The sequence below is a fragment of the Vibrio sp. FE10 genome, assembly GCF_030297155.1.
In the GTDB taxonomy this organism is placed as follows: domain Bacteria; phylum Pseudomonadota; class Gammaproteobacteria; order Enterobacterales; family Vibrionaceae; genus Vibrio; species Vibrio apostichopi.
Window position 1 is genome coordinate 908,344 of record NZ_AP028067.1, and the last position, 24,297, is coordinate 932,640.

At 45.2% G+C, this 24,297-nt stretch carries 20 protein-coding genes; all 20 read left to right on the top strand.

The window, feature by feature from the left end:
- The first annotated feature begins 53 nt into the window (after positions 1–53).
- Positions 54–1,145, top strand: a complete 1,092-nt coding sequence (locus QUF19_RS04165; protein WP_017106350.1) for a flagellar basal body P-ring protein FlgI — start codon at positions 54–56, stop codon at positions 1,143–1,145.
- A gap of 10 nt (positions 1,146–1,155) precedes the next feature.
- On the top strand, positions 1,156–2,091 hold the full coding sequence (gene flgJ, locus QUF19_RS04170; protein ID WP_286296334.1) for a flagellar assembly peptidoglycan hydrolase FlgJ: 936 nt from the start codon (positions 1,156–1,158) through the stop codon (positions 2,089–2,091).
- 222 nt (positions 2,092–2,313) lie between these two features.
- A complete protein-coding gene (flgK, locus tag QUF19_RS04175; RefSeq protein ID WP_286296335.1) occupies positions 2,314–4,194 on the top strand; it encodes a flagellar hook-associated protein FlgK in 1,881 nt (626 codons plus the stop codon).
- Positions 4,195–4,203: 9 nt separating this feature from the next.
- The gene (flgL, locus tag QUF19_RS04180; protein WP_004736186.1) at positions 4,204–5,394 is read left to right on the top strand and encodes a flagellar hook-associated protein FlgL; all 1,191 of its coding nucleotides are present in this window, start codon (positions 4,204–4,206) and stop codon (positions 5,392–5,394) included.
- A 422-nt stretch (positions 5,395–5,816) separates the two neighbouring features.
- Positions 5,817–6,953: a flagellin gene (locus tag QUF19_RS04185; protein ID WP_004736187.1), complete on the top strand. Its 1,137-nt coding sequence runs from the start codon at positions 5,817–5,819 to the stop codon at positions 6,951–6,953.
- 702 nt (positions 6,954–7,655) lie between these two features.
- Positions 7,656–8,789: a flagellin gene (locus QUF19_RS04190; RefSeq protein ID WP_004736189.1), complete on the top strand. Its 1,134-nt coding sequence runs from the start codon at positions 7,656–7,658 to the stop codon at positions 8,787–8,789.
- Positions 8,790–9,402: 613 nt separating this feature from the next.
- Positions 9,403–10,533: a flagellin gene (locus tag QUF19_RS04195; protein ID WP_017104817.1), complete on the top strand. Its 1,131-nt coding sequence runs from the start codon at positions 9,403–9,405 to the stop codon at positions 10,531–10,533.
- Between the two features lie 81 nt (positions 10,534–10,614).
- A complete protein-coding gene (gene flaG, locus QUF19_RS04200; RefSeq protein WP_102436935.1) occupies positions 10,615–11,040 on the top strand; it encodes a flagellar protein FlaG in 426 nt (141 codons plus the stop codon).
- Between the two features lie 22 nt (positions 11,041–11,062).
- Positions 11,063–13,087: a flagellar filament capping protein FliD gene (fliD, locus tag QUF19_RS04205; protein ID WP_286296362.1), complete on the top strand. Its 2,025-nt coding sequence runs from the start codon at positions 11,063–11,065 to the stop codon at positions 13,085–13,087.
- Positions 13,088–13,090: 3 nt separating this feature from the next.
- Entirely contained in the window at positions 13,091–13,396 is a 306-nt protein-coding gene (gene fliT / locus QUF19_RS04210; RefSeq protein WP_102436939.1) for a flagellar protein FliT, read from the top strand.
- A 12-nt stretch (positions 13,397–13,408) separates the two neighbouring features.
- Complete coding sequence (fliS, locus tag QUF19_RS04215) at positions 13,409–13,819, top strand: flagellar export chaperone FliS (RefSeq protein ID WP_017104821.1); 411 nt, start codon at positions 13,409–13,411, stop codon at positions 13,817–13,819.
- A 228-nt stretch (positions 13,820–14,047) separates the two neighbouring features.
- Positions 14,048–15,514: a sigma-54 dependent transcriptional regulator gene (locus QUF19_RS04220; RefSeq protein ID WP_286296366.1), complete on the top strand. Its 1,467-nt coding sequence runs from the start codon at positions 14,048–14,050 to the stop codon at positions 15,512–15,514.
- Between the two features lie 185 nt (positions 15,515–15,699).
- A complete protein-coding gene (locus QUF19_RS04225; protein WP_102436943.1) occupies positions 15,700–16,743 on the top strand; it encodes a sensor histidine kinase in 1,044 nt (347 codons plus the stop codon).
- A 30-nt stretch (positions 16,744–16,773) separates the two neighbouring features.
- Positions 16,774–18,183, top strand: a complete 1,410-nt coding sequence (locus tag QUF19_RS04230; protein WP_286296367.1) for a sigma-54-dependent transcriptional regulator — start codon at positions 16,774–16,776, stop codon at positions 18,181–18,183.
- A gap of 132 nt (positions 18,184–18,315) precedes the next feature.
- Positions 18,316–18,627 carry a flagellar hook-basal body complex protein FliE gene (gene fliE / locus QUF19_RS04235; RefSeq protein ID WP_010439327.1) on the top strand — a complete coding sequence of 104 codons (312 nt, stop codon included), beginning with the start codon at positions 18,316–18,318 and terminating at the stop codon, positions 18,625–18,627.
- Positions 18,628–18,643: 16 nt separating this feature from the next.
- Entirely contained in the window at positions 18,644–20,386 is a 1,743-nt protein-coding gene (gene fliF / locus QUF19_RS04240; RefSeq protein ID WP_286296377.1) for a flagellar basal-body MS-ring/collar protein FliF, read from the top strand.
- On the top strand, positions 20,379–21,440 hold the full coding sequence (gene fliG / locus QUF19_RS04245; protein ID WP_102436949.1) for a flagellar motor switch protein FliG: 1,062 nt from the start codon (positions 20,379–20,381) through the stop codon (positions 21,438–21,440). The genes fliF and fliG overlap by 8 nt, the downstream gene beginning before the upstream one ends.
- Before the next feature lie 123 nt (positions 21,441–21,563).
- Positions 21,564–22,364 carry a flagellar assembly protein FliH gene (fliH, locus tag QUF19_RS04250; protein WP_286296379.1) on the top strand — a complete coding sequence of 267 codons (801 nt, stop codon included), beginning with the start codon at positions 21,564–21,566 and terminating at the stop codon, positions 22,362–22,364.
- Entirely contained in the window at positions 22,364–23,683 is a 1,320-nt protein-coding gene (gene fliI / locus QUF19_RS04255) for a flagellar protein export ATPase FliI (RefSeq protein ID WP_286296417.1), read from the top strand. The genes fliH and fliI overlap by 1 nt, the downstream gene beginning before the upstream one ends.
- 22 nt (positions 23,684–23,705) lie before the next feature.
- Entirely contained in the window at positions 23,706–24,143 is a 438-nt protein-coding gene (gene fliJ / locus QUF19_RS04260) for a flagellar export protein FliJ (protein ID WP_192853199.1), read from the top strand.
- The last annotated feature ends 154 nt before the right edge of the window (positions 24,144–24,297 follow it).

Sequence of the window (24,297 nt, forward strand, 5' to 3'; positions counted from 1 at the left end):
TCTGATTTCAAGCTAACTCATTATAAATTAAAGCAATACAGACAGGTTACTCAATGAAAAAACTGACACTCGTACTATTCGGCATGCTATTTCTTGCCACCAGTGCCCATGCTGCGCGTATTAAAGACGTGGCAAAAGTGGCGGGTGTTCGTAGTAACCAACTTGTCGGCTATGGTTTGGTTACAGGTTTGCCGGGTACCGGTGAGACAACTCCCTTTACCGATCAAACATTTAACGCAATGCTGCAAAATTTTGGCATTCAATTGCCGCCTGGCACTAAGCCAAAAACCAAAAACGTAGCGGCCGTTATCGTTACCGCTGAACTGCCGGCTTTCTCTAAGCAAGGTCAGGAAGTTGACGTCACCGTTTCTTCTATTGGTTCTGCAAAAAGCTTGCGTGGTGGTACCTTGCTACAGACTTTCCTAAAAGGTTTAGATGGTCAAGTGTACGCGGTAGCACAAGGTAACTTGGTGGTGAGTGGCTTTAGTGCTCAAGGCAACGACGGCTCTAAAATCGTCGGTAACAACCCTAATGTCGGCATCATCTCTAGCGGTGCAACGGTTGAACAAGAGATCCCAACCCCATTCGGTCGTGGCGATTACATCACTTTCAACCTCATTCAATCAGATTTTACAACAGCTCAGCGTTTGGCTGATGCGGTGAATAATTTCCTAGGTCCGCAAATGGCTTCAGCGGTCGACGCGACTTCAGTCAAAGTTCGTGCACCACGTGAAATCAGCCAACGTGTGGCTTTCCTATCTGCCATCGAAAACATCGAATTCGATCCTGCAGAGGGCTCTGCAAAAATCATTGTTAACTCACGAACTGGTACGATTGTGGTTGGTAAGCATGTTCGCTTAAAAGCCGCTGCGGTAACGCATGGTGGTATGACAGTCGCAATCAAAGAAAACCTCAACGTGAGCCAACCGAATGCATTTTCTGGTGGCCAAACAGTGGTGGTTCCTGATTCAGATATTGAAGTCACCGAAGCCGATGGCAAGATGTTCAAGTTTGAACCGGGCTTAACGCTGGATGATTTGGTCCGTGCAGTCAACGAAGTGGGCGCAGCGCCTTCTGATTTAATGGCAATCCTTCAAGCGCTGAAACAAGCAGGTGCAATTGAAGGCCAATTGATCATTATCTAGGGGATAAAGCATGATTAAGAATAACAATGACATCGGCTTTATTCACGACATCGGCAGTTTAGACCGTCTTCGTCAACAAGCGGTAAACGGTGAAGAAGGCAGCGAAAAAGAAGCACTTACAGCAGCGGCAAAACAGTTTGAATCGATTTTTACGTCGATGTTGTTCAAATCGATGCGTGATGCAAACTCTAGCTTTAAGTCAGATATGCTGAACAGCCAGAACGAGCAGTTCTATCGCCAGATGCAAGATGATCAAATGGCGAGTGAACTCAGTGCATCTGGTTCGCTTGGTCTTGCGGATATGATCGTTGCTCAGCTAAGTGCAGGCCAAGCAAGCGACGCGACAGAAGATAAGGTTCGCAGTGAAGGTTTTGATACCTCACTGGAAAGGCCTCAGTATTCAGGTCGTTCAGAAGAGAAAGTCTCTGAAGTTCAATCTGCTAAGTCAGCAACAGCCATGTCAGCAGCAAAACAACCAGCATCTTTCGATTCTCCAGAATCGTTTGTTACGTCGATGAAGCCTTACGCTGAAAAAGCGGCGAGCGCACTCGGTGTTGATTCGTCACTGCTATTAGCACAAGCGGCACTTGAAACAGGTTGGGGCTCTAAGATGATTAAGAACTCTTTGGGCAACAGTAATAACCTATTCAACATCAAAGCAGATAGAAGCTGGAAGGGCGATAAGGTCGCGACTCAAACGCTTGAGTTCCATGGCAAAACAGCCGTTAAAGAATCCGCTTCTTTCCGTTCTTACTCTAATTTCGAAGAGAGCTTTAATGATTACGTGAAGTTCTTGAACGAAAATCCAAGATACGAAACAGCGCTACAGCATCAAGGCAATTCAGAGAATTTCATCAAAGGCATTCATCAGGCCGGTTACGCAACTGACCCCAACTATGCTGACAAGGTCTTACGAGTTAAAGCCAAAATAGACGAGATGAACTAGCGTCATTAATCAACATCGAGAGCTTGCTACTGGCAGGCTCTTTTCTTATCTGTCCCTTCCGATGTTGCCACGTCTTTCATGGTTATCTCCTTATACTTCAATAAATTATTGTCTTTTAGTTCTCCGCTTTTCCTATTGGCACATATATTGCTAAATATCTTAATAATAAGCTGTAGTAGTTAATCAGTTTATCCTGATTTTGTTAAGTTTTTTGGGGGCATTATGGCGTCGGATCTTCTGAATGTAGGGGCACAAAGTGTTCTTACGGCTCAGAGACAGCTAAACACCACAGGTCATAACATTTCTAACGCCAACACAGAGGGCTATAGCCGTCAGTCTGTGATTCAAGGTGTGAATGACCCGCGCCAGTACGGTGGGCAATCCTACGGTATGGGTGTGCATGTGGAAAATGTTCGCCGCTCTTGGGATCAGTTTGCCGTCAAAGAACTTAACTTATCGACAACCAATGCCGCCAACAAAGGCGATACCGAAGCCAACCTCGATATGCTGTCGAGCATGTTGTCGTCCGTCGCTTCAAAAAAGATTCCAGAAAACCTCAATGAATGGTTTGATTCTGTTAAGACTCTCGCCGATACCCCGAATGATGTGGGTGCGCGTAAGGTCATGTTAGAGAAAGCAGGGCTTGTCACTAAAACCTTGAATGAATTCCATGAAACGGTACGTCAACAGTCTGATTCCACGAATAAAAAGTTAGAAGTCGGCATTGAACGTGTTAACCAAATTGCGGTTGAGATTCGTGATGTTCAGCGTCTGATGATGCGAACACCTGGGCCTCACAATGATTTACGAGATCAGCACGAAAAGCTGATCAATGAGTTATCTGGCTACACCAAAGTGACGGTAACGCCACGCTCTAATGCGGAAGGATTTAACGTCCATATTGGTAATGGTCATACCTTGGTTTCTGGTAGTGAAGCAAGTCAACTGAAGCTAGTTGATGGTTTACCTGATACGCATCAGCGTCGACTAGCGATTGTGGAAGGCAAGTCTTTGAAGCCGATTACCAGTAATGATATCGATGGAAAAATCGGTGCCATGCTCGATATGCGAGATGAACACATCCCTGACATCATGGATGAATTAGGACGTTTGGCGACGGCTTTCTCTGAGAAAGTGAACTCTCTTCAATCACAAGGTTTGGATCTCAATGGCAACGTTGGCCAAGACATTTTCACCGATGTGAACTCTGAGCGCGTGGCGAAATCACGCGTGACGGGTGGTAGCCAATCAAAGGCTGATGTTGCCGTTTATATTGATGATACCTCTGCCTTAAAAGGCGGCGAGTACGGTCTTAAATATGACGGCAGTGACTATGTCGTGACCAAGCCTGATGGTGAAACGGTAAAAGTTAGCACTAATGCAGTTGGCAATGCTTTTTATCTAGATGGTATGCGAGTCGAAGTTCGAAACCCGCCTGAATTGGGTGAGAAGCTGTTACTGCGCCCAACACGTAATTTTGCTGCTCAGATTCAGATGGAAACCAAAGACCCTAGAGATATTGCCGCACAAAGTTATGAGGCATCGACCACGTTTGCGAAAGGCTCGGCAGGGTTCAAAATCCTAGCGGCCGGTCAATTACGTGAGTTTGAAGTGATTGTTTCACCAAAAGGTGAGCAGTTTGCCGTGACTGACCCGAAAGGCAATATTTTAATGCAGCCGCAGCCGTACCCACCTGAAGGGCCGGTTACGATTAATGGTACGACTTTCGAGTTGACCGCTGGCGCTGTGGCAAACGATAAATTTACGGCAAACCTTGTCCCATCAGAGGGTGACAACGGTAACTTGCGTAAGCTGCAAGATCTCCAAACCGGTAAGATCTTGAATGATGGTGAGTCTACGATTTTAGACCTTTACCACAACTTGAATACCAACACGGGCCTGAAAGCGTCGACGGCAAATCGCTTAAGCGACATTGCCACCTTAGAAAAGGAATCCGCTCAGGAACGTATTGCTTCAGTGTCGGGGGTTAACCTCGATGAAGAAGCGGCAAATATGATGAAATTTCAGCAAGCGTACATGGCTTCCTCACGCATCATGCAAGCGGCCAATGATACGTTCAATACTATTTTGGCTCTGAGGTAGGAAGTATAAATGTTGAATCGTATTTCTAGCTTCCACAATTACCAATCTGTTCAGAACGACTTGCGCCGTCAAGAGAACAAGATACATCACAACCAAGCACAACTTGCTTCCGGTAAGAAGTTGCAGTCGCCAAGTGATGATCCTCTTGCGACCCATTATTTACAAAATATTGGTCAGCAATCAGAGCAGCTTAAGCAATATAGTGACGCAATCGTGTTAGTTCGTAATCGATTGGAGCATCACGAAGTATTGGTCTCCAACACCGAGGGTTTTGCTGATGAGGCAAAACGAACCGTGATGGAAATGATTAACGGTGCGCTTTCTCCTGAGGACCGTTTGGCTAAGAAGCGCGAGATCCAAGAGCTATCGAATAACTTTCTGCATCTAGCTAACTCTCAAGATGAGTCGGGTAACTATACATTCGCAGGCACTAAGCCGAAGAATCAACCCTTCTTTAGAGATAACCAAGGTAACGTCAGCTATCAGGGCGATGACTATCAGCGAAAGATGCGTGTAGCGAGCAGCTTCGAAATGGCGATGAATGATCCAGGCAGCAAGTTATTTATGGAAATAGATAACCCGTTTGGTGATTACGAACCGCAGTACGAACTTGAACCCGCTTCTGAATTACTTTTGGAACGTGCGACTAATTCAGCTGAAGATGGATCAACGTATAAAGTGACGTTCGTTGATATGCAGACAGGAAATTATGCTTATCAACTTGAAAAAGATGGCGCAGTGGTGGCCGCAGAAGACTTTGACCCTTCTACTGGCATTGTCTATGAAGGGCTGAATATCCAAATCAAAGGCCAAATCACTAAAGGTGATTCGATCACCTTAGAACCGCGAGAGACTTTCTCTATCTTTGATACGTTCAAAGAAGCCGCTGAGCAGGCTGAAAATCCGGTATCGGACGCATCAGCAACAGCGAAACTGCACCAAGTAACCGAAGAATTTCATGCTGCGTTTATCCATTTGACCAAGGCGAGAACCGATGTTGGTGCGCGTTTAAGTACGTTGGATATTCAAGAGCAACAACATGAAGATTTTAAGTTGTCTTTAGCCAAAGCAAAAAGCAACTTTGAAGACTTGGATTACTCGAAAGCCATCATTGAGTTCAATGAAAACTCACGAGCATTACAAGCTTCGCAACAAGCGTTTGGTAAAACCAAAGACCTGACCTTGTTTAACTATATTTAATAATCAATCGGTATTTAGTGGTGAATTAACCCTCACCATTGAAGTTAGATTCTTTGCCGTATGTGCTATGCCGTATGAGCGAATCACTTCAACCTTTGCCGATTTTTATACAGGATATCATCTGTTTGAAAATAGCGGCAAAAAGCGGCAATGGGTCAATGAAGGTACTTTTTGTTCCCTAAGCCGGTTAAACCAAATCGAGTCAAGTTTTAATTTAAGTGATTGATTTTATGTATATTAAAAATTAATCAAAACAGTATTAAACTTGGCATATAACTTGTATCTGTGTTGGTCATAAAATGATTTATACAGATCTTAAACTCTGCATAGGGTTTAGCGAGTAATACACGGTCAGTGCTTATCCATATGAGAGTAAAGCTGGCCGCTTCGCAGAAAGTTTGCGAACTCATAAGGAGAGCAAAATGGCTATTAATGTAAGCACTAACGTTTCTGCTATGACAGCACAGCGTTACCTGAATAAAGCGTCTAATGATTTAGCGACTTCTATGGAGCGTTTGTCATCAGGGCATAAAATCAACAGCGCGAAAGATGATGCAGCCGGTCTGCAAATCTCTAACCGTTTAACGGCGCAATCACGTGGTTTAGACGTGGCAATGCGTAATGCCAATGATGGTATTTCAATTGCACAAACCGCTGAAGGCGCGATGAACGAATCAACCAACGTACTACAACGTATGCGTGATCTGGCGATTCAATCATCAAACGGTACGAACTCGGCAGCGGAACGTACAGCGCTTAATGAAGAGTCTTCGGCACTTCAAGATGAGCTAAACCGTATCGCGGAAACGACCTCTTTTGGTGGCCGTCGTCTGTTGAATGGTTCATTTGGTGAAGCATCTTTCCAGATTGGTTCTAGCTCTGGTGAAGCGATGATTATGGGACTTACTAGTGTTCGTGCTGATGATTTCCGTATGGGCGGTACTACGTTTGATTCTGAAAATGGTAAAGATAAAAGCTGGGAAGTGCCGCCTACGGCGAGCGACCTTAAGTTTGAATTCAGAACCAAAGCAGGTGAAGACATCGTTCTAGATATCAATACCAAAGCGGGTGATGATATCGAAGAGCTTGCTACTTACATTAATGGTCAATCTGATCTTGTGAACGCATCGGTTACCGATGATGGTCGCATACAGCTATTCGTTGCTGAACCTGACCTTGACGGTGCAATGTCGATCTCTGGTGGCCTAGCGTCTGAGCTGGGTATTAAGAGTGAAGGCCGTGCAACATCGGTTCAAGATATCAGCCTGACTAGCGTTGCAGGTTCACAAAACGCAATCAGCGTAATTGATTCTGCAATGAAGTACGTAGATTCACAGCGTGCTGATTTGGGTGCTAAACAGAACCGTCTAAGCCACAGTATTAATAACTTGGCAAACGTTCAAGAGAACGTAGACGCTTCTAACAGCCGAATCAAAGATACGGACTTTGCGAAAGAGACGACGCAAATGACCAAATCACAAATTCTGCAACAAGCAGGTACTTCGATACTTGCTCAAGCAAAACAGTTGCCTAACTCTGCAATGACACTATTGCAATAGTTATTGGTTGAACTTGCTGCTCGTGTTCAGACGTGAGCCATGCAGCAAGGGAAACTGGCAAGCATACTTACTATGAGTGTTTAGCTCTCTCATCTCTCACCTGCTATTCATTTTTACGGTAAGAATGCAACGGCGCGTCAGAAATGTGTTCATTTCTCGATGATCTCCACACAGGCTCTGACCTGCCAACTAGCCCCGGTTCTCTCAAAGGAAAAGGGGCTTTTTCCTTTCTGTTCTCTATCTCTCTGTTTCCTATATTTCTGCTTTCTACCTTTTTGTTTTCCTGTCTTTTGCGTTTCCCCACTGGTTTCTAACTTTAGTTTTCTGAACCTTAATGCTTCAATTCAGTCCATTCTCTTCGTTACAAATGCTCTCCTTGGCTAGGTAAATTGCACAATCTTTAAGCCCATCAGTGATCTTTGGTGACTGATCATTTCTGAGCTTTGACCAATTTGAGCGGCAGCTAGCGTGTTTTTTGAACAAACTCGGATCTTTAGCCAATTAAATCTAATAGCTGTTTTAGAAAAGCGTTGAATTTAAGTTTCTGATAAATAAGAAATTAATAATTTATTTGTGGTTTTTTAAAAGTTTTTCTAAAGCTTCGGGATTTTGAGCCGTTATTAAAAGTAACTTTGAGAGAACTACTTGGTTTTCCGAGACGTCGGAAACCGCTATACCGGAAAATCAATTGGAGAAATCACCATGGCAGTGAATGTAAATACAAACGTTTCAGCGATGACAGCGCAACGTTACCTAAACAACGCAAACAGCGCACAACAAACATCAATGGAGCGTCTAGCTTCAGGCTCTAAAATCAACAGCGCGAAAGATGACGCTGCGGGCCTACAAATCTCTAACCGTTTGAACGTTCAGAGCCGCGGCCTTGATGTTGCTGTTCGTAACGCGAACGACGGTATCTCTATTGCACAAACTGCTGAAGGTGCAATGAACGAGACAACAAACATCCTGCAACGTATGCGTGATTTGTCTCTACAATCTTCAAACGGCTCAAACTCAAAATCTGAGCGTGTAGCGATTCAAGAAGAAGTAACAGCACTGAACGACGAACTGAACCGTATTGCGGAAACCACGTCTTTTGGTGGCAACAAGCTGCTTAACGGTACTCACGGTACGAAATCATTCCAAATCGGTGCGGATAACGGTGAAGCGGTAATGCTTCAACTGAAAGACATGCGCTCTGATAACGCTCAGATGGGTGGTAAGAGCTACCAAACTGAGAACGCGAAAGACAAAGACTGGAACGTTCAAGCTGGCGCAAACGACCTAAAAATGTCGTTCACTGATAACTTCGGTCAAGCGCAAGAAATCGATGTGTCTGCGAAAGCGGGCGATGACATCGAAGAGCTAGCAACTTACATCAACGGTCAACAAGACTCTGTTAAAGCGTCTGTAACTGAAGACGGTAAGCTACAAATGTTTACTGGTAACAACAAAGTTGAAGGCGAAGTGGCATTCTCTGGCAGCCTTGCTGGCGAACTAGGCATGCAACCTGGCAAAGATGTAACCGTTGATACTATCGACGTAACATCAGTTGGCGGCGCACAAGAGTCTGTAGCAGTAATCGATGCGGCACTTAAGTATGTAGATAGCCACCGTGCTGAACTGGGTGCTTTCCAAAACCGTTTCGACCACGCTATCAGCAACTTAGACAACATTAACGAGAACGTTAACGCATCTAAGAGCCGTATTAAAGATACCGATTTCGCGAAAGAAACGACTCAGATGACTAAGTCTCAGATCCTTTCTCAAGCTTCAAGCTCGATTCTTGCTCAAGCGAAGCAAGCACCGAACTCGGCACTTAGCCTACTAGGTTAATCGATTAAAAAGCCACGTTGACTATAAGCTTTGTTGCTCATAAGCGTTAACGTTAGGCTTCCACAAATTAGCTCGTGGTGAGAGATGAGCGCTAAACAGACCCAGCTTCGGCTGGGTTTTTTATTGCCTGTTATTTGGCGAAGGTGTATTTGGAAAAGTGCAATGTTGGTAAGTAGAAGCAAAAACGAGATTCCCTATCACGTTCGTTCCTCACTGTAGGGAATGACGGGAATTGGGAAATGATGATTTCCTCGCTTAATACATCGAAGCAGTCTTTCGTCATCCCAGAATCGAGTTGAACGAGATATCAGGGATCTCTTTTGGCTTTTATATTCAATACCATGCTCATTAATCTAAGCAAACAGGGAACTTTAGCGAATGTCGCTCTATTAATTGAAGCCCGATCACACTTTTCTTTGTTGTTGAAAAGAATACGAAAAAAAGCACATTTTTTATTAAAGCTTCTACTTAAGGAGCCGTTAAAGGGATTGAGAGAAATGATATGTACCAATGTAAGGTGAGAGAGACACTGGTGCATAAACAAAATTGACATGTATTTGTGTGAGGTGAGAGTCACATAAGTACATTAAAAAATGCCTAAAGGAGATCAACTATGGCGATTAATGTAAGCACTAATGTGTCTGCAATGACGGCTCAGCGCTACCTAAATAGCGCGGCTGAAGGTACTCAAAAATCAATGGAGCGTTTGTCTTCTGGCTATAAAATCAATAGCGCAAAAGATGATGCTGCAGGCCTACAAATCTCTAACCGCTTAACGTCGCAAAGCCGTGGCCTAGATATGGCTGTGAAAAACGCGAATGACGGTATCTCTATTGCACAGACAGCTGAAGGTGCAATGAATGAGTCAACCAACATTCTGCAACGTATGCGTGACCTTTCTCTTCAATCTTCAAATGGTTCAAACAGCAAATCTGAACGTGTTGCTATCCAAGAAGAAGTCTCTGCTCTAAACACTGAACTTAACCGTATCGCTGAAACGACCTCTTTTGGTGGTAACAAGCTTCTTAACGGTACTTACGGTAGCCAATCTTTCCAAATCGGTGCTGATTCTGGTGAAGCAGTAATGCTAACGATGAACAACATGCGTACCGACACTCAAGACATGGGTGGCAAAAGCTACGGTGTTACTGAAGGTAAAGATGCTTCATGGCGTGTTGCTGCAGGTTCTGATCTGACTATCAAATACAACGATAAGTTTGGTGAAGCACAAGAGTTGTCTATTTCTGCGAAGGAAGGCAACGATATGGAAGAGCTAGCAACTTACATCAACGGTCAAAGCCAAGACGTTAAAGCGTCTGTTGGTGAAGGCGGTAAACTGCAACTTTTCGCTTCAAGCCAAAAAGTTGATGGTGATGTTGAGTTCGGCGGCAGCCTTGCTGGTGAACTTGGTATTGGTGCAGCTAAAGACGTGACTGTTAACGATATCGATGTAACTTCTGTTGCTGGTGCAAACGAAGCGGTATCTATCATTGATGGCGCACTAAAATCTGTTGATAGTAACCGTGCTTCTCTTGGTGCTTTCCAAAACCGTTTTGACCACGCAATCAGTAACTTAGATAACATCAACGAAAACGTTAATGCATCTAAGAGCCGTATCAAAGATACTGATTACGCGAAAGAAACGACAGCAATGACGAAGTCTCAAATCCTACAACAGGCGAGTACTTCTATCCTAGCTCAAGCAAAACAATCACCATCAGCAGCTCTAAGCTTATTGGGCTAAACTTACCTCGGTAAGTAGCGGTAAACTCTACTTCGGGTAGAGTTTTACTGTATGGCTCACAAAGGAGGGAGGGAGACTGTTATGGAAATACCATCCAACGCATCGAACATCCAGCCTTATGGCTCACCTAATGGCATTAAATTTGCAAGCGATGAAGGTAGTAGTGCGTCGAGTGTTTCTCGACTGAAAGAAGCAACATCCTATGGCAAGGTAGAGAAATCGAAAGAAGAGGCTACCGAAGCGGCAATTCAATTGGCTCAAGTTAGACAAGAGCTGAATGATGAGGAGCGAGTCAAGATGGTAGAGAAGGTGAACGAGTTCATCTCTTCTCTCAATAAGGGTGTTGCCTTTAAAGTCGATGAAGAATCGGGGAGAGATGTGGTCACCATTTATGAGACCACAACTGGCGATATTATTCGTCAGATTCCTGATGAAGAAATGCTTGAAATTCTAAGACGCCTAGCAGCCCAAAACTCAAATAGTCGAATATTTGAGGTGAAGGTTTAAGTCGTATTATTGAGGTGGTTTAATGAGTTTTGGCCCAATGGGGATTTCGTCTGGCATGGATATCAATTCCATGGTCAGCAAAATTGTTGATTCTGAGCGTGTGCCTAAACAGCAACGAATCGACAATGAACGAACGCGAATCGACACCAGCATTAGTGCCTATGGAAGACTCAGAGAATCTCTCGATTCGATGAAAAACCTGATGACAAACTTTCGTCAGGAGAAAGCTTTCGCTGTGAGAACAGTTGAAAGTACAGACGAAGGTCTGGTTTCTGCAACAGCGACTACCGAAGCGATCGCTGGCAAATATGCCGTCGATGTGTTGCAGCTTGCCCAAAGCCATAAAGTGGCTTCTGATGTATTGTCAGAAGACATGAAATTTGGTCCAGGCAAGCTGCAGATTTCATTAGGTGACCAGAGCTTTGACGTACAAGTTAGCGACAGATCGAAACTGATCGAGGTTGTTCGCGGAATTAACGGCGCAGATAAAAACCCAGGTGTTCGCGCTTCCATCATTAATGATGTTGAAGGCCCGCGACTTATCGTTGCTTCCAATCAGTCTGGTTCAGACCAACAGATCAATATCAATGTAGAGTCCGACTCTGCAAATCCCTTAAAAAAACTCGAATACAGAACGCTTGAAGAGCGTGTTAAATCGCTAGAGAAAGCTCGCCTTGCGGCTCAAGAGCTCCTTGCGCTAACACCGGCAGGACAAGCTGCCGAACTCATCGATAATGCAATCGCTAACGATGATCCAAATGCGACTGAAACACTCGATGAAAACGGAAACATCATTCCGGCAACTCAAACAGATTCCTCAGCAGCTGACGAAGGCTCCCAAAGCCTGAGCTACGGCGAACAAGCCGCAGCTGACGGTCAGGCTGCCTTAGACGCCGCCCAAGCGGCAAAGTCGGTCATGCCTGAAGACAATATTCCAGGTTGGAGTGAGACGGCCTCTGGTACGCTCCTAGATTCTTATTACTCACCTGAACTTGAGCTTGATGAAAAAGCGATAGAGAAAGCACCCGATGTGCCGGGTTGGTCAAATGCCGCATCAGGTACCTTGACGGATTCTTACGTCACTCCAAAAGAAGCACAGCAGAAATTAGAAGCCGAACAAGCGCGTATCGAAGAGAAAATCGCTCAAGAAAAAACTGAGCTGGCTGAAAAAGTAGAAAAAGGCGAATTGACCGCTGAACAAGCTAAAACCATCGAGCGCTCTAAGCTATCGCCAGAAGAGCGTGAGCAATTGGAAAAAGTCGACAAAGTACAAGCCGACCTGGCTCAAGCGCAGCAATCGTTTGATACTTATAGCGGCATGACGGAAGTTCAAGCTGGCCAAGATTCAATGGTGGTTTTGGACGGCGTTGCTCAGCTTTCTAGTAACAACAATGTGATTGAAGATGCCGTTGAAGGTATCGATATTACGGTTAAAGGAAAAACCCCGAAAGATAAGCCGCCGGCAGAAATCGGTGTTGAGTACGACCGTAATAGTGTTCGCCAAGATATCGAATCCTTTGTGAGCTCTTATAACCAGTTCTACCAAGTGTCGAAAGACCTAGCGGGTGTTGATCCAACAACAGGCCAAAAGGGCCCACTCTCTGGTGACAGTACGGTACGTAATGCCGACTCTAGACTAAAAGGTGTTTTCTCGTCGAGCATTGAGGGCGCGCCAGATAACCTCAAATCATTGACTGAGTTTGGTATCACGACTACAAGGCAAGGTTCGCTAGAAATCAACTACGACATGCTTGACCGTCAATTGAACAACAACTTCGATAAGTTGGGTGAGTTCTTTGGTGGCAACAATGGTTTCGCCAAAAAAGTGGAAGATGCGATTCAAGGCATCACTGGTATTACGGGCTCTATTCGTACACGAGAAAAGAGCTTGGTCGAACAGAATTATCGCTTAGTTGATGATCAAAGCGCGCTTGATCGCCGCATGGATAGCTTACAAAACCGCACGCACTCCAAGTTTACCGCGATGCAAGATGCGACCAGCAAAATGCAATCTCAGCTGGGCAGCATGATGAATGCGTTGGGCTAATCGATGAATAGCCAGCTTCAAGAGCTTTGTGAACTAGATCAATTAATTATCTCTAAGCTCGAATTTAGTGAAATTAATGCTGAAGAAATAACGCAGCTTGTCGATAACAGAGAACAGTTATTGCAAAACGTGCTTCAATTCATCGACTCACACCCCGACGTTAAGCAAAGTTCTGAATGGTTTGAAGCCATTACCAGAACCAGAAAATTGGTCGAATTGATGCAGTCTGAGACGAGTCGAGTAGGTAAGACCCTACACAAGTACCGTCACGGCGCTAAATCAGTTCAACAATACAAAAAGTTTTTATAGAAGAGGTTTACTATGCGCGGTTCTTTACAGGCATATAAAAAGGTATCAGTGGATAGTCAGCTAACAGCTGCCTCACCCCATAAGATTGTACAAATGTTGATGGCGGGTGCAATTGAACGCTTGATTCAAGGCAAAGCGGCAATGCAAGCAGGCAACATTCCGGTGAAAGGTGAGCGTCTTGGTAAGGCTCTAGATATCATTATTAGCCTACGTAGTTGCCTTTCTATGGCCGATGGTGGTGATATTGCGAAAAACCTAGATCAACTTTATGAGTTCATGATCACGCAAATTTCTGCGGCAAATCACAAAAATGACCCACAGCCAATTGATGATGTTATCGATATTATCCGCGAAATTAAGAGCGCTTGGGACCAAATTCCGAACGAATATCACAACTTGACGTCTGCTGACGTAGGTATTTAAAGAAAAACAATCCTTTCAACTAACGACACTTACGTTAATTGGTTGGTTGCCTTATTTTTTTAATCAAATAAAATAGAAGCCATTAGATAGCCTAATGGCTTTTTTCGTTGCTGATTTCCTTAATTTGTCCACGTAAAACATAATCATTGATATATTCTTCTGTTTTATAGATTACGTTGCTCACCGTTTTTCCGCATCGCACCAAAATAAAGGCAATAATTCCTACTTATGCATGGTTTGGCAAAACTGCTTGTCGTCGATGATAATGCTCAAGATCGTCACAATTTAAGCACAATATTAGAGTTTGTAGGAGAGAGCTGCGAAGTAATCAGCTCGGAACAAGCACGTAAAGTGGATTGGTCACTACAGTGGTCAGGCTGCATTATTGGCTCAATTAAAGGTAAAGGCTTCAACGCTTTACTCAATGAAAAGCTCGTTCACGCAAATCACATCCCATTGCTTGTTATTGGCAAGCATAATCATTCGGTCGATGAACTTCCCAACTTTGTTGGTGAATTAGAGCTGCCCCTTAACTACCCTCAATTAAGTGATGCATTAAGACACTGTAAAGACTTCTTAGGTCGTAAAGGTGTTCAAGTCGTCTCTTCAGCACGTAAGAACACTCTGTTTCGTAGCCTCGTTGGGCAAAGTGCTGGCATTCAAGAAGTTCGCCACTTAATTGAACAAGTTTCTTCAACGGACGCGAACGTACTGATTCTTGGTGAATCGGGCACGGGCAAAGAAGTGGTTGCGCGTAATATTCACTACCATTCTAAGCGTCGTAGCGGGCCTTTCGTGCCTGTAAACTGTGGCGCGATTCCGCCAGACTTATTGGAAAGTGAATTGTTTGGTCATGAGAAAGGCGCGTTTACCGGTGCGATTACCGCACGTAAAGGCCGCTTTGAATTGGCTGAAGGTGGTACGCTGTTTCTTGATGAAATTGGCGACATGCCAATGGCGATGCAAGTTAAGCTACTACGTGTATTACAAGAGCGATGCTTTGAACGCGTAGGCGGCAACAACACGATTCAAGTTGATGTTCGCGTGATCGCGGCAACACACCGCAATCTTGAAGACATGATCGACGACGATTCTTTCCGTGAAGATCTGTATTACCGATTGAATGTGTTTCCGATTGAAATGCCGGCTCTACAAGACCGTAAAGAGGATGTGCCTCTTTTACTGCAAGAGCTGATGACGAGAATGGAAGCGGAAGGCAGCATGCCTATTTGTTTCACGCCTCGTGCGATTAACTCATTAATGGAGCATGAATGGCCTGGCAACGTTCGTGAGCTAGCAAACTTAGTTGAGCGTATGGTTATCCTCTATCCAAACAGTTTGGTTGACGTTAATCATCTGCCAACAAAATATCGATACAGTGATATTCCTGAATTCCAACCAGAATTTAATAGTTTTGTATCAGAAGAAGAGCAAGAGCGTGATGCATTAGCTGACCTGTTCTCAGAAGATTTCAGTTTTGACCAACAAGACGAACTTGCTGATAACGCCAATGCGCCTCAAGAGTTGCCTCCTGAAGGGGTAAACTTGAAAGAGCTTCTCGCTGATATGGAAGTGAACATGATCAATCAAGCCTTGGAAGCTCAGGGTGGAATCGTTGCTCGTGCTGCCGATATGCTTGGAATGCGCAGAACCACTCTGGTTGAAAAAATGCGTAAGTATAATCTACAGCGCTAGAGCTCAGATTCGCGTTCAGCGATATCAAATTAAAACGGGTGTTGAGTTAAAACGTCGTTTTGATTGAGAGAATAGAGAGGACATAGTCGAGTTGTTGCTTGCTTAACTATGTGATAAATATAGCAAATAGCCTGACGCGTGTTTTACGTGTCAGGCTGTTTTAGTATTTGAGGCAAATTTTTGACATGCACGGATCTAACGAATCAGAAAATCAGTCACACCTAGATTCAGTTGAACAGCAGGTTGAGCGCTATAAGCAAGTGCTTGATGTGATGCCAGCAGGTGTCATCTTGTTAGATACTCATGGTGAAGTAAGAGAAGCGAACCCAGAAGCGCACCGAATTTTAGGTGTGGAACTGGTGGGCGAGAAGTGGTTTTCGGTTATTCAAAGTGCCTTCGACCCTAAAGACGATGATGGGCATGAGATCTCACTAAAGAACGGGCGTAAGGTTCGTCTGGCGATTTCAGCTTCTACCACAGGTCAGCTTATCTTGATTACCGACCTGACGGAAACTCGTCTTCTACAGTCTCGCGTGAGTGACCTTCAGCGTTTGTCGTCGTTAGGTCGAATGGTGGCCTCGTTAGCGCATCAGGTGCGTACACCGCTTTCTAGCGCGATGCTGTATGCATCAAACCTTGCCGCGCCAAACTTACCGCCGGCAACAAAGACACGTTTTCAATCTAAGCTTATGGATAGATTGCATGACTTAGAGAAGCAAGTGAATGACATGCTGTTGTTTGCCAAAGGTGGCGACAACAAGGTTGTGAAGCCATTTACCGTCGCTGAACTGATTACTGAATTTCACCCAATGGTGGAAGCGGCATTAAAATCGAACCAGATTGATTATTGCCAGGAAGTGGAAGGCGAAGAGACTCAGATGTTTGGCAATGCTAATGCGATAGCTTCTGCTCTGAGCAACCTCGTTTTGAACGCAGTGCAAATTGCTGGCAAGGAATCGCAGATTGATGTGTTCTTTAGGCCTGTAAACGGCGAACTTAAGATATCAGTACAAGACAGTGGCCCCGGCGTACCGAAAGAGCTTCAAGGTAAAATTATGGAACCCTTCTTTACCACTCGCTCGCAAGGTACGGGTTTGGGGCTAGCGGTTGTGCAAATGGTCTGTCGAGCACATGAAGGCCGATTGGAATTAATATCAGAAGAAGGGGACGGCGCCTGTTTTACAATGTGTTTGCCGTTAGAAAGAAGCACTTCTTCTGAAAATGAATAAGTTTTAACTGAATTTACACTGGAGAATTCTATGGCTCAAAGCAAAGTGTTAATCGTCGAAGATGATGAAGGTCTACGCGAAGCCCTTGTCGATACACTCGCGCTTGCTGGCTATGAATGGCTAGAAGCGGATTGTGCGGAAGATGCTCTGGTAAAATTGAAATCGAACTCCGTTGATATCGTTGTCTCTGATGTACAGATGGCAGGTATGGGCGGTTTAGCTCTGCTAAGAAACATCAAGCAGCATTGGCCAAATCTTCCGGTTTTATTGATGACGGCTTACGCCAACATTGAAGACGCGGTAGCGGCAATGAAAGAAGGCGCCATTGATTACATGGCAAAGCCATTTGCGCCTGAAGTTTTACTTAATATGGTGAGCCGTTACGCTCCCGTGAAATCGGATGATAATGGCGATGCCATTGTTGCCGATGAGAAAAGCATCAAGCTAATGATGTTGGCCGACAAGGTGGCTAAAACCGATGCCAACGTGATGGTGCTAGGGCCAAGTGGTTCAGGTAAAGAAGTTATGTCTCGCTATATTCACAACGCTTCGAGCCGCAAAGACGGTCCGTTCGTTGCGATTAACTGTGCCGCGATTCCAGATAACATGTTGGAAGCGACCCTGTTTGGCTACGACAAAGGCGCATTTACTGGCGCTATTCAAGCTTGCCCGGGTAAATTTGAGCAAGCGCAGGGCGGTACTATTTTGTTGGATGAGATCAGTGAAATGGATCTTAGCTTACAAGCGAAACTGCTGCGTGTGTTGCAAGAGCGCGAAGTGGAACGCCTTGGCAGTCGCAAGAGCATCAAACTGGATGTCCGTGTTTTGGCAACCAGTAACCGCGATCTAAAACAGTATGTTTCTGAAGGGAATTTCCGTGAAGATTTATACTACCGACTGAATGTATTCCCAATTACTTGGCCAGCTTTGTGTGAACGTAAAGGCGATATTGAGCCGCTTGCGAAGCATTTGGTTGAGCGTCATTGCACCAAACTTGGAATGCCTGTTCCTGTTCTGTCTGAGCAAGCCATCAGTAAACTCGTCAATTATCCGTGGCCGGGTAATGTGCGTGAGTTGGATAATGTCGTGCAGCGCGCCCTAATTCTGAGTGAGCAAGAAAATATTTCTGGTGAGCATATCTTACTTGAAGGCGTCGATTGGCAAGACGCTACTGGCCTACAACAAATTGTTGAAGGAAACAGTGTTGCAGCGCCTGAAATTAAGCCGATTGCTGAAGCGAATCCTGTCAGTAAAGTTGTGGCAAGCAGCGAAGGGCTTGGAAATGAGCTTCGAGATCAAGAGTATGCGATTATTCTTGAAACACTGATTGCTTGTAATGGCCGACGTAAAGATATGGCCGAAAAGTTAGGGATTAGTCCACGTACGCTGCGTTATAAGTTGGCAAAAATGCGTGATGCTGGAATAGATATCCCAAACTGAGGTTAGATTAGTGGTGCCAGCTTTCTGACTGTTGTAGTACGATGTCTAGTCAAATTAATGTGTGGCACGCTAATTGCTCTGTCAATAATACAGCTAAATAGATAGTCATAATTTTGACTCCTGAGGTAGTAGATGAGAATAGATGGTTTACAAGGCGAAATGCAGGCAATGATGGTTGAAGCTGCTAGCGCGCGTCCTGCTGCAACGGGGCAGGCGGTTGGTGCAGACTTTGGCAACATGTTGACGCAAGCCATCAATAATGTGAACTCACTACAAAAGACCTCTGGCGATCTTCAAGCTCGCTTTGATAGCGGCGACCAGAGTGTGTCTCTATCCGATGTGATGATCGCTCGGAATAAATCTAGTGTGGCCTTTGAGGCGACGATCCAAATTAGAAATAAATTGGTCGAGTCGTACAAAGAGCTTATGAATATGCCGGTATAAGTTAGGTAGTTGAATAGTGGCAGAAAATAGTCAAACAACAGATTTAGCCGTAAGCGATAGCAACGACCACGCACTTATTGCCGGTTCAGAGCTAGACGGAGAAGGGCAAAATCCCGATCTAGGTGAACGCAGTTCATCGAAGTTCGATATGGCCGTAGGTGATCTCGATTTACTTCGTCAGGTCGTCTTAGTCCTTTCTATCTCTATCTGTGTTGCGCTTATTGTGATGCTGTTTTTCTGGGTAAAAGAGCCAGAAATGCGTCCATTAGGGGCTTATGAAACAGAAGAGTTGATCCCAGTTCTTGATTACTTAGATCTACAGAAGATCGAGTATTCTCTTGATGGCAACACCATTTCAGTACCTGCTAGTGAGTACAACTCGCTGAAGCTTAATATGGTACGAGCAGGATTGAATCAAGAGAGAAACGCAGGCGATGACATCCTCATGCAAGACATGGGCTTTGGTGTATCACAACGTTTAGAACAAGAACGCCTCAAATTAAGTCGTGAAAGACAACTTGCGAAAGCCATTGAGCAGATGAAACAAGTGCGTAAAGCGCAGGTTTTACTGGCCTTGCCAAAGCAAAGTGTGTTTGTTCGACACAATCAAGAAGCGTCCGCTTCTGTATTCCTAACGGTGAAAACCGGCGCTAACCTAAAACAGCAAGAAGTGGATTCTGTTGTCGACATGGTGGCCAGTGCCGTGCCGGGAATGAAGACCTCGCGTATTACTGTGACCGATCAGCACGGTCGACTTCTGAGTTCAGGCTCTCAAGACCCGATGTCTACGGCTCGTCGTAAAGAGCACGAATTAGAACGTAACCAAGAACAAGCGTTGCGTGAGAAAATTGACTCTATTCTTATCCCTATTCTTGGTTTTGGTAACTACACCGCTCAGGTTGATATTCAACTCGACTTTAGCGCGGTAGAGCAAACAAGAAAGCGTTTTGACCCGAATACTCCAGCAACACGAAGTGAATACACGCTAGAAGATTACAACAACGGCAATACCGTGGCAGGTATTCCGGGTGCTTTGAGCAATCAACCACCTGCCGATGCTTCTATCCCTCAAGATGTTGCCCAGATGAAAGACGGTGCAATGACAGGGCAGGGCTCAGTTCACAAAGAAGCGACTCGAAACTTCGAGCTGGATACCACCATCAGCCATGAGCGTAAGCAGAGCGGCACGGTGAATCGCCAAACCGTTTCTGTCGCAATCAAAGATCGCCAGTCATTGAATCCAGATACAGGTGAAGTGGTACACACGCCAATCCCTGTTAGTGAAATTAATGCTATTCGTCAGGTTCTTATCGGTACCGTAGGTTTTGATGAAACTCGTGGTGACCTACTGAATGTATTGAGTATGCAGTTTGCGCCTCAAGTGACCGATATCGTTGCTGATGTGCCTATTTGGGAGCATCCAAACTTCAACGATTGGGTTCGTTGGTTTGCAAGTGCGTTGGTTATTATTGTGGTGGTGTTGGTTCTGGTTCGCCCAGCAATGAAGAAATTGCTTAACCCAGCTGCAGACAATGATGATCAGATGTACGGCCCTGATGGTATGCCAATCGGCGCCGACGGCGAAACCAGCCTAATTGGTGGCGATATTGAAGGTGGTGAGTTGTTCGAATTCGGTTCGAGTATTGATTTACCTAACCTTCATAAAGACGAAGATGTTCTGAAAGCAGTACGTGCTCTTGTAGCGAATGAACCAGAGCTAGCAGCTCAAGTAGTTAAGAATTGGATGGCAGATGGCTAACGAAATTGTTCCACAACAAGCTGAAGGCGGTGAAGTTCTTGATGTCGCTAATGTGGACATTGACTCTATATCGGGTGATGAACGCGCAGCGATCTTGTTATTGAGTCTCAATGAAGAAGATGCGGCCGGTATTATTCGTCACTTAGAGCCTAAGCAGGTACAACGTGTGGGTAGTGCGATGGCGCGTGCCACGGACTTGTCACAAGAGAAAGTCGGCGCAGTGCACCGTGCTTTCTTAGATGATATTCAGAAGTACACCAATATCGGTATGGGCAGTGAAGACTTCATGCGTAACGCATTGGTGGCTGCTCTGGGTGAAGATAAGGCGAATAACCTTGTTGACCAGATCCTTCTGGGTACCGGTTCGAAAGGCTTGGATTCTCTTAAATGGATGGATCCTCGTCAGGTGGCAAGTATCATCATCAACGAGCACCCTCAGATTCAAACGATTGTATTGTCTTACCTAGAAGCCGATCAGTCAGCCGAGATCTTGTCTCAGTTCCCTGAACGTGTACGTCTAGACTTAATGATGCGTATTGCTAACCTTGAAGAAGTTCAACCTTCGGCGCTTGCTGAACTGAACGAAATCATGGAGAAACAGTTTGCGGGTCAAGCTGGTGCTCAAGCAGCCAAAATTGGTGGCCTGAAAGCTGCGGCTGAAATCATGAACTACATGGATAACAACGTCGAAGGTGTCTTGATGGATCAAATCCGAGATCAAGACGAAGACATGGCAACGCAGATTCAAGATCTTATGTTTGTCTTTGAAAACCTTATCGAAGTTGATGATCAAGGCGTTCAACGATTACTACGTGATGTTCCACAAGATATTCTTCAGAAAGCACTTAAGGGTGCCGATGAAGGTCTACGTGAGAAGATCTTCAAGAACATGTCTAAACGTGCTGCAGATATGATGAGAGACGATATTGAGGCGATGCCGCCAGTGAAAGTCTCTGAAGTGGAAGCGGCTCAGAAAGAGATCTTGGGTATTGCGAGGAAAATGGCAGACAGTGGCGAGATTATGCTATCTGGCGGTGCCGACGAGTTCCTCTAAGACGAAATCTCAAAGCCCCACAGTGTTGGGGCTTTTCTTTATCCAATCTCGAAATCCCGATTATTTAAGTCTAACTCTCTGAATTTAAATAGCAGTTTGACTCACACATAGATAGGTACTGATATGTCAGGTGATAGAAAACGCGGCTTCCTTCGTCCCGATGAAGATAATACGGTTGCCCAGCCTCAAAAATGGGGGCTGCCTGATTACACTTCTGACGTGAGCAAAAATGCTAAAGAAACGGCGTTTAATTACGACCCTAGCTGGATGCCTACGGTTGAAGAAGCCATTGAAGATGAAGAGCTTGTTCTGACTGAAGAGCAGATTGAACTGATCAAGCAAGGCGCTTATCAGGAAGGCCTTCATCAAGGGCAAGAAGCCGGTTTTAAACAGGGCTACGAAAAAGGCAAAGAAGAAGGACTTGTTGCAGGTCATGCAGAGGGCAATGAAGCTGGTAAGCTTGAAGGTGTTACTGCTGGACAAGAATACATTCAACAACAAGTCGCGGTTTTCATGGGGCTTGCTAACCAATTCGCACAGCCGTTAGAGTTAATGAATGCTCAGGTAGAGAAGCAATTGGTCGACATGGTGTTAACCATGGTTAAAGAAGTCGTTCATGTTGAAGTTCAAACCAACCCGCAAATCATATTAGATACCGTGAAAGAATCGGTCGAGTCATTGCCGATCTCTGGTCACGCAATCACTTTAAAACTTAACCCTGAAGATGTCGCAATCATCCGTTCTGCACATGGCGAATCTGAGCTGGAATGTCGGAACTGGACTTTGGTTTCGGAGCCTGCACTCAACCGTGGTGATGTGCAAATCGAAGCCGGTGAGTCGAGTGTTAACTATCGCATGGAAGATCGCGTCAAAAACGTGATTCAAAACTTCTGTGGTGCTAATCGTCATCAAGGTCATGAGTAATGCTTGAACTCGCGAATCGCCTAAGCCAATACAAAGTCGAAGGGCTGAAATCACGACCAATTGCCTCCGGTAAGTTGGTGCGTGTGGTTGGCTTAACGCTTGAGGCGACTGGCTGTAAAGCACCCATCGGCAGCTTGTGTTTGGTTGAAACCATGTCTGGTCAGATGGAAGCTGAAGTGGTTGGCTTCTCCGGTGATAATCTATTTTTGATGCCGAGTGAGCAAATCACGGGGATCTTACCGGGCGCACGAGTTACTCCGGTGACCTCTGAAAGCGGCATTCCTGTCGGGATGGAACTGCTTGGCCGTGTGATTGATGGTGTGGGTAACCCGCTTGATGGGCTAGGTCCAATCTATACTGAGCAACGCGCTTCATTTAACGCGGAACCCATTAACCCTTTAGCTCGTAAACCTATCTCTGAGCCGCTTGATGTCGGCTTAAAGGCCATCAATGGTTTGCTCACGGTGGGTAAAGGCCAACGTATTGGCCTGTTTGCGGGTTCTGGTGTTGGTAAGTCGGTCACGCTTGGCATGATGACTCGAGGTACAACGGCACAAGTGGTTGTAGTGGGTTTGATTGGTGAACGTGGACGAGAAGTAAAAGAATTTATTGAAGAGATTCTTGGCGAAGATGGCCGTAAACGTTCGGTTGTTGTCGCTGCTCCTGCGGATTCATCGCCATTAATGCGTTTGAAAGGCTGCCAGACTGCGTTGGCTGTTGCCGAGTATTTCCGAGACCAAGGCTTAGATGTTCTGCTGTTGATGGATTCACTGACCCGTTTTGCTCAAGCACAACGTGAGATCGCTCTGTCGGTCGGTGAGCCGCCAGCTACTAAAGGTTATCCGCCATCGGTATTTGCCAAGCTTCCTGCGCTGGTGGAAAGAGCGGGTAACGGTAACGATGAACAAGGTTCGATCACCGCTTTCTTTACGGTTCTAACTGAAGGTGATGACTTACAAGATCCGATTGCTGATGCGTCGCGAGCCATTTTGGATGGACACATTGTATTGTCCCGCGAGATGGCCGATGCGGGTCATTACCCTGCAATTGATGTAGAGAAGTCGGTCAGTCGTGTTATGCCTCAAATCACCACTGAAGAACATGTTTTGATGTCGAAAGCGGTGCGTCAAGTGCTGTCTATCTGTCGTAAGAACCAAGACTTGGTGTCGATTGGTGCCTATAAACCTGGGACTGAGCCTGCCATTGATAGTGCCTTCACCTTGAAACCGAGATTGGACGAGTACTTACAACAGAAAATGAAAGAAACGGTTCCTTATGACATGTGCGTCAACATGTTGAAGCATGTGTTAGGGGGCTAGGTCGTGTTGAAAAAGGTCAATCATGGATAACGCGTTAGAATTTCTTCTCGATCAAGCGAAAGACCAAGAGAACCAAGCCGTATTGGCGCTAAACAAAGCGAATTCTGAGTTGCAAGGTTACTACGATCAGGTCTCGCAGATCGAAAAGTACCGACTGGATTATTGCCAGCAATTGGTCGACCGAGGTAAAGCGGGGCTTACAGCCAGCCAATATGGTCACTTGAATCGCTTTCTGACTCAGCTTGACGAAACGCTTTCCAAGCAAAGAGAAGCGGAACACCACTTCAAAAATCAGGTCGATAACTGCCAAGACTATTGGATGGAACTACGTAAAAAGCGTAAATCCTACGAGTGGTTGATGGAGAAAAAGCAGAAAGAGAAAGCCAAACTGCAAGACCAAAGAGAACAAAAACAAATGGATGAGTTCTCGACTCTGATGTATGGCCGAAAGAAGATGTGATCCTAAGCCACGAACGATACAGGTATTGTTCAGCAGATTGTAAAATCGAAACGTATAGGCATGTTTCTTGCTCCGTTTTATATAAAATTGCGTGTTATGCCCTACAACGGTATGAAAAACGCCCGACTTTCTTTTTGTTGCCTAGTTTGTGGCA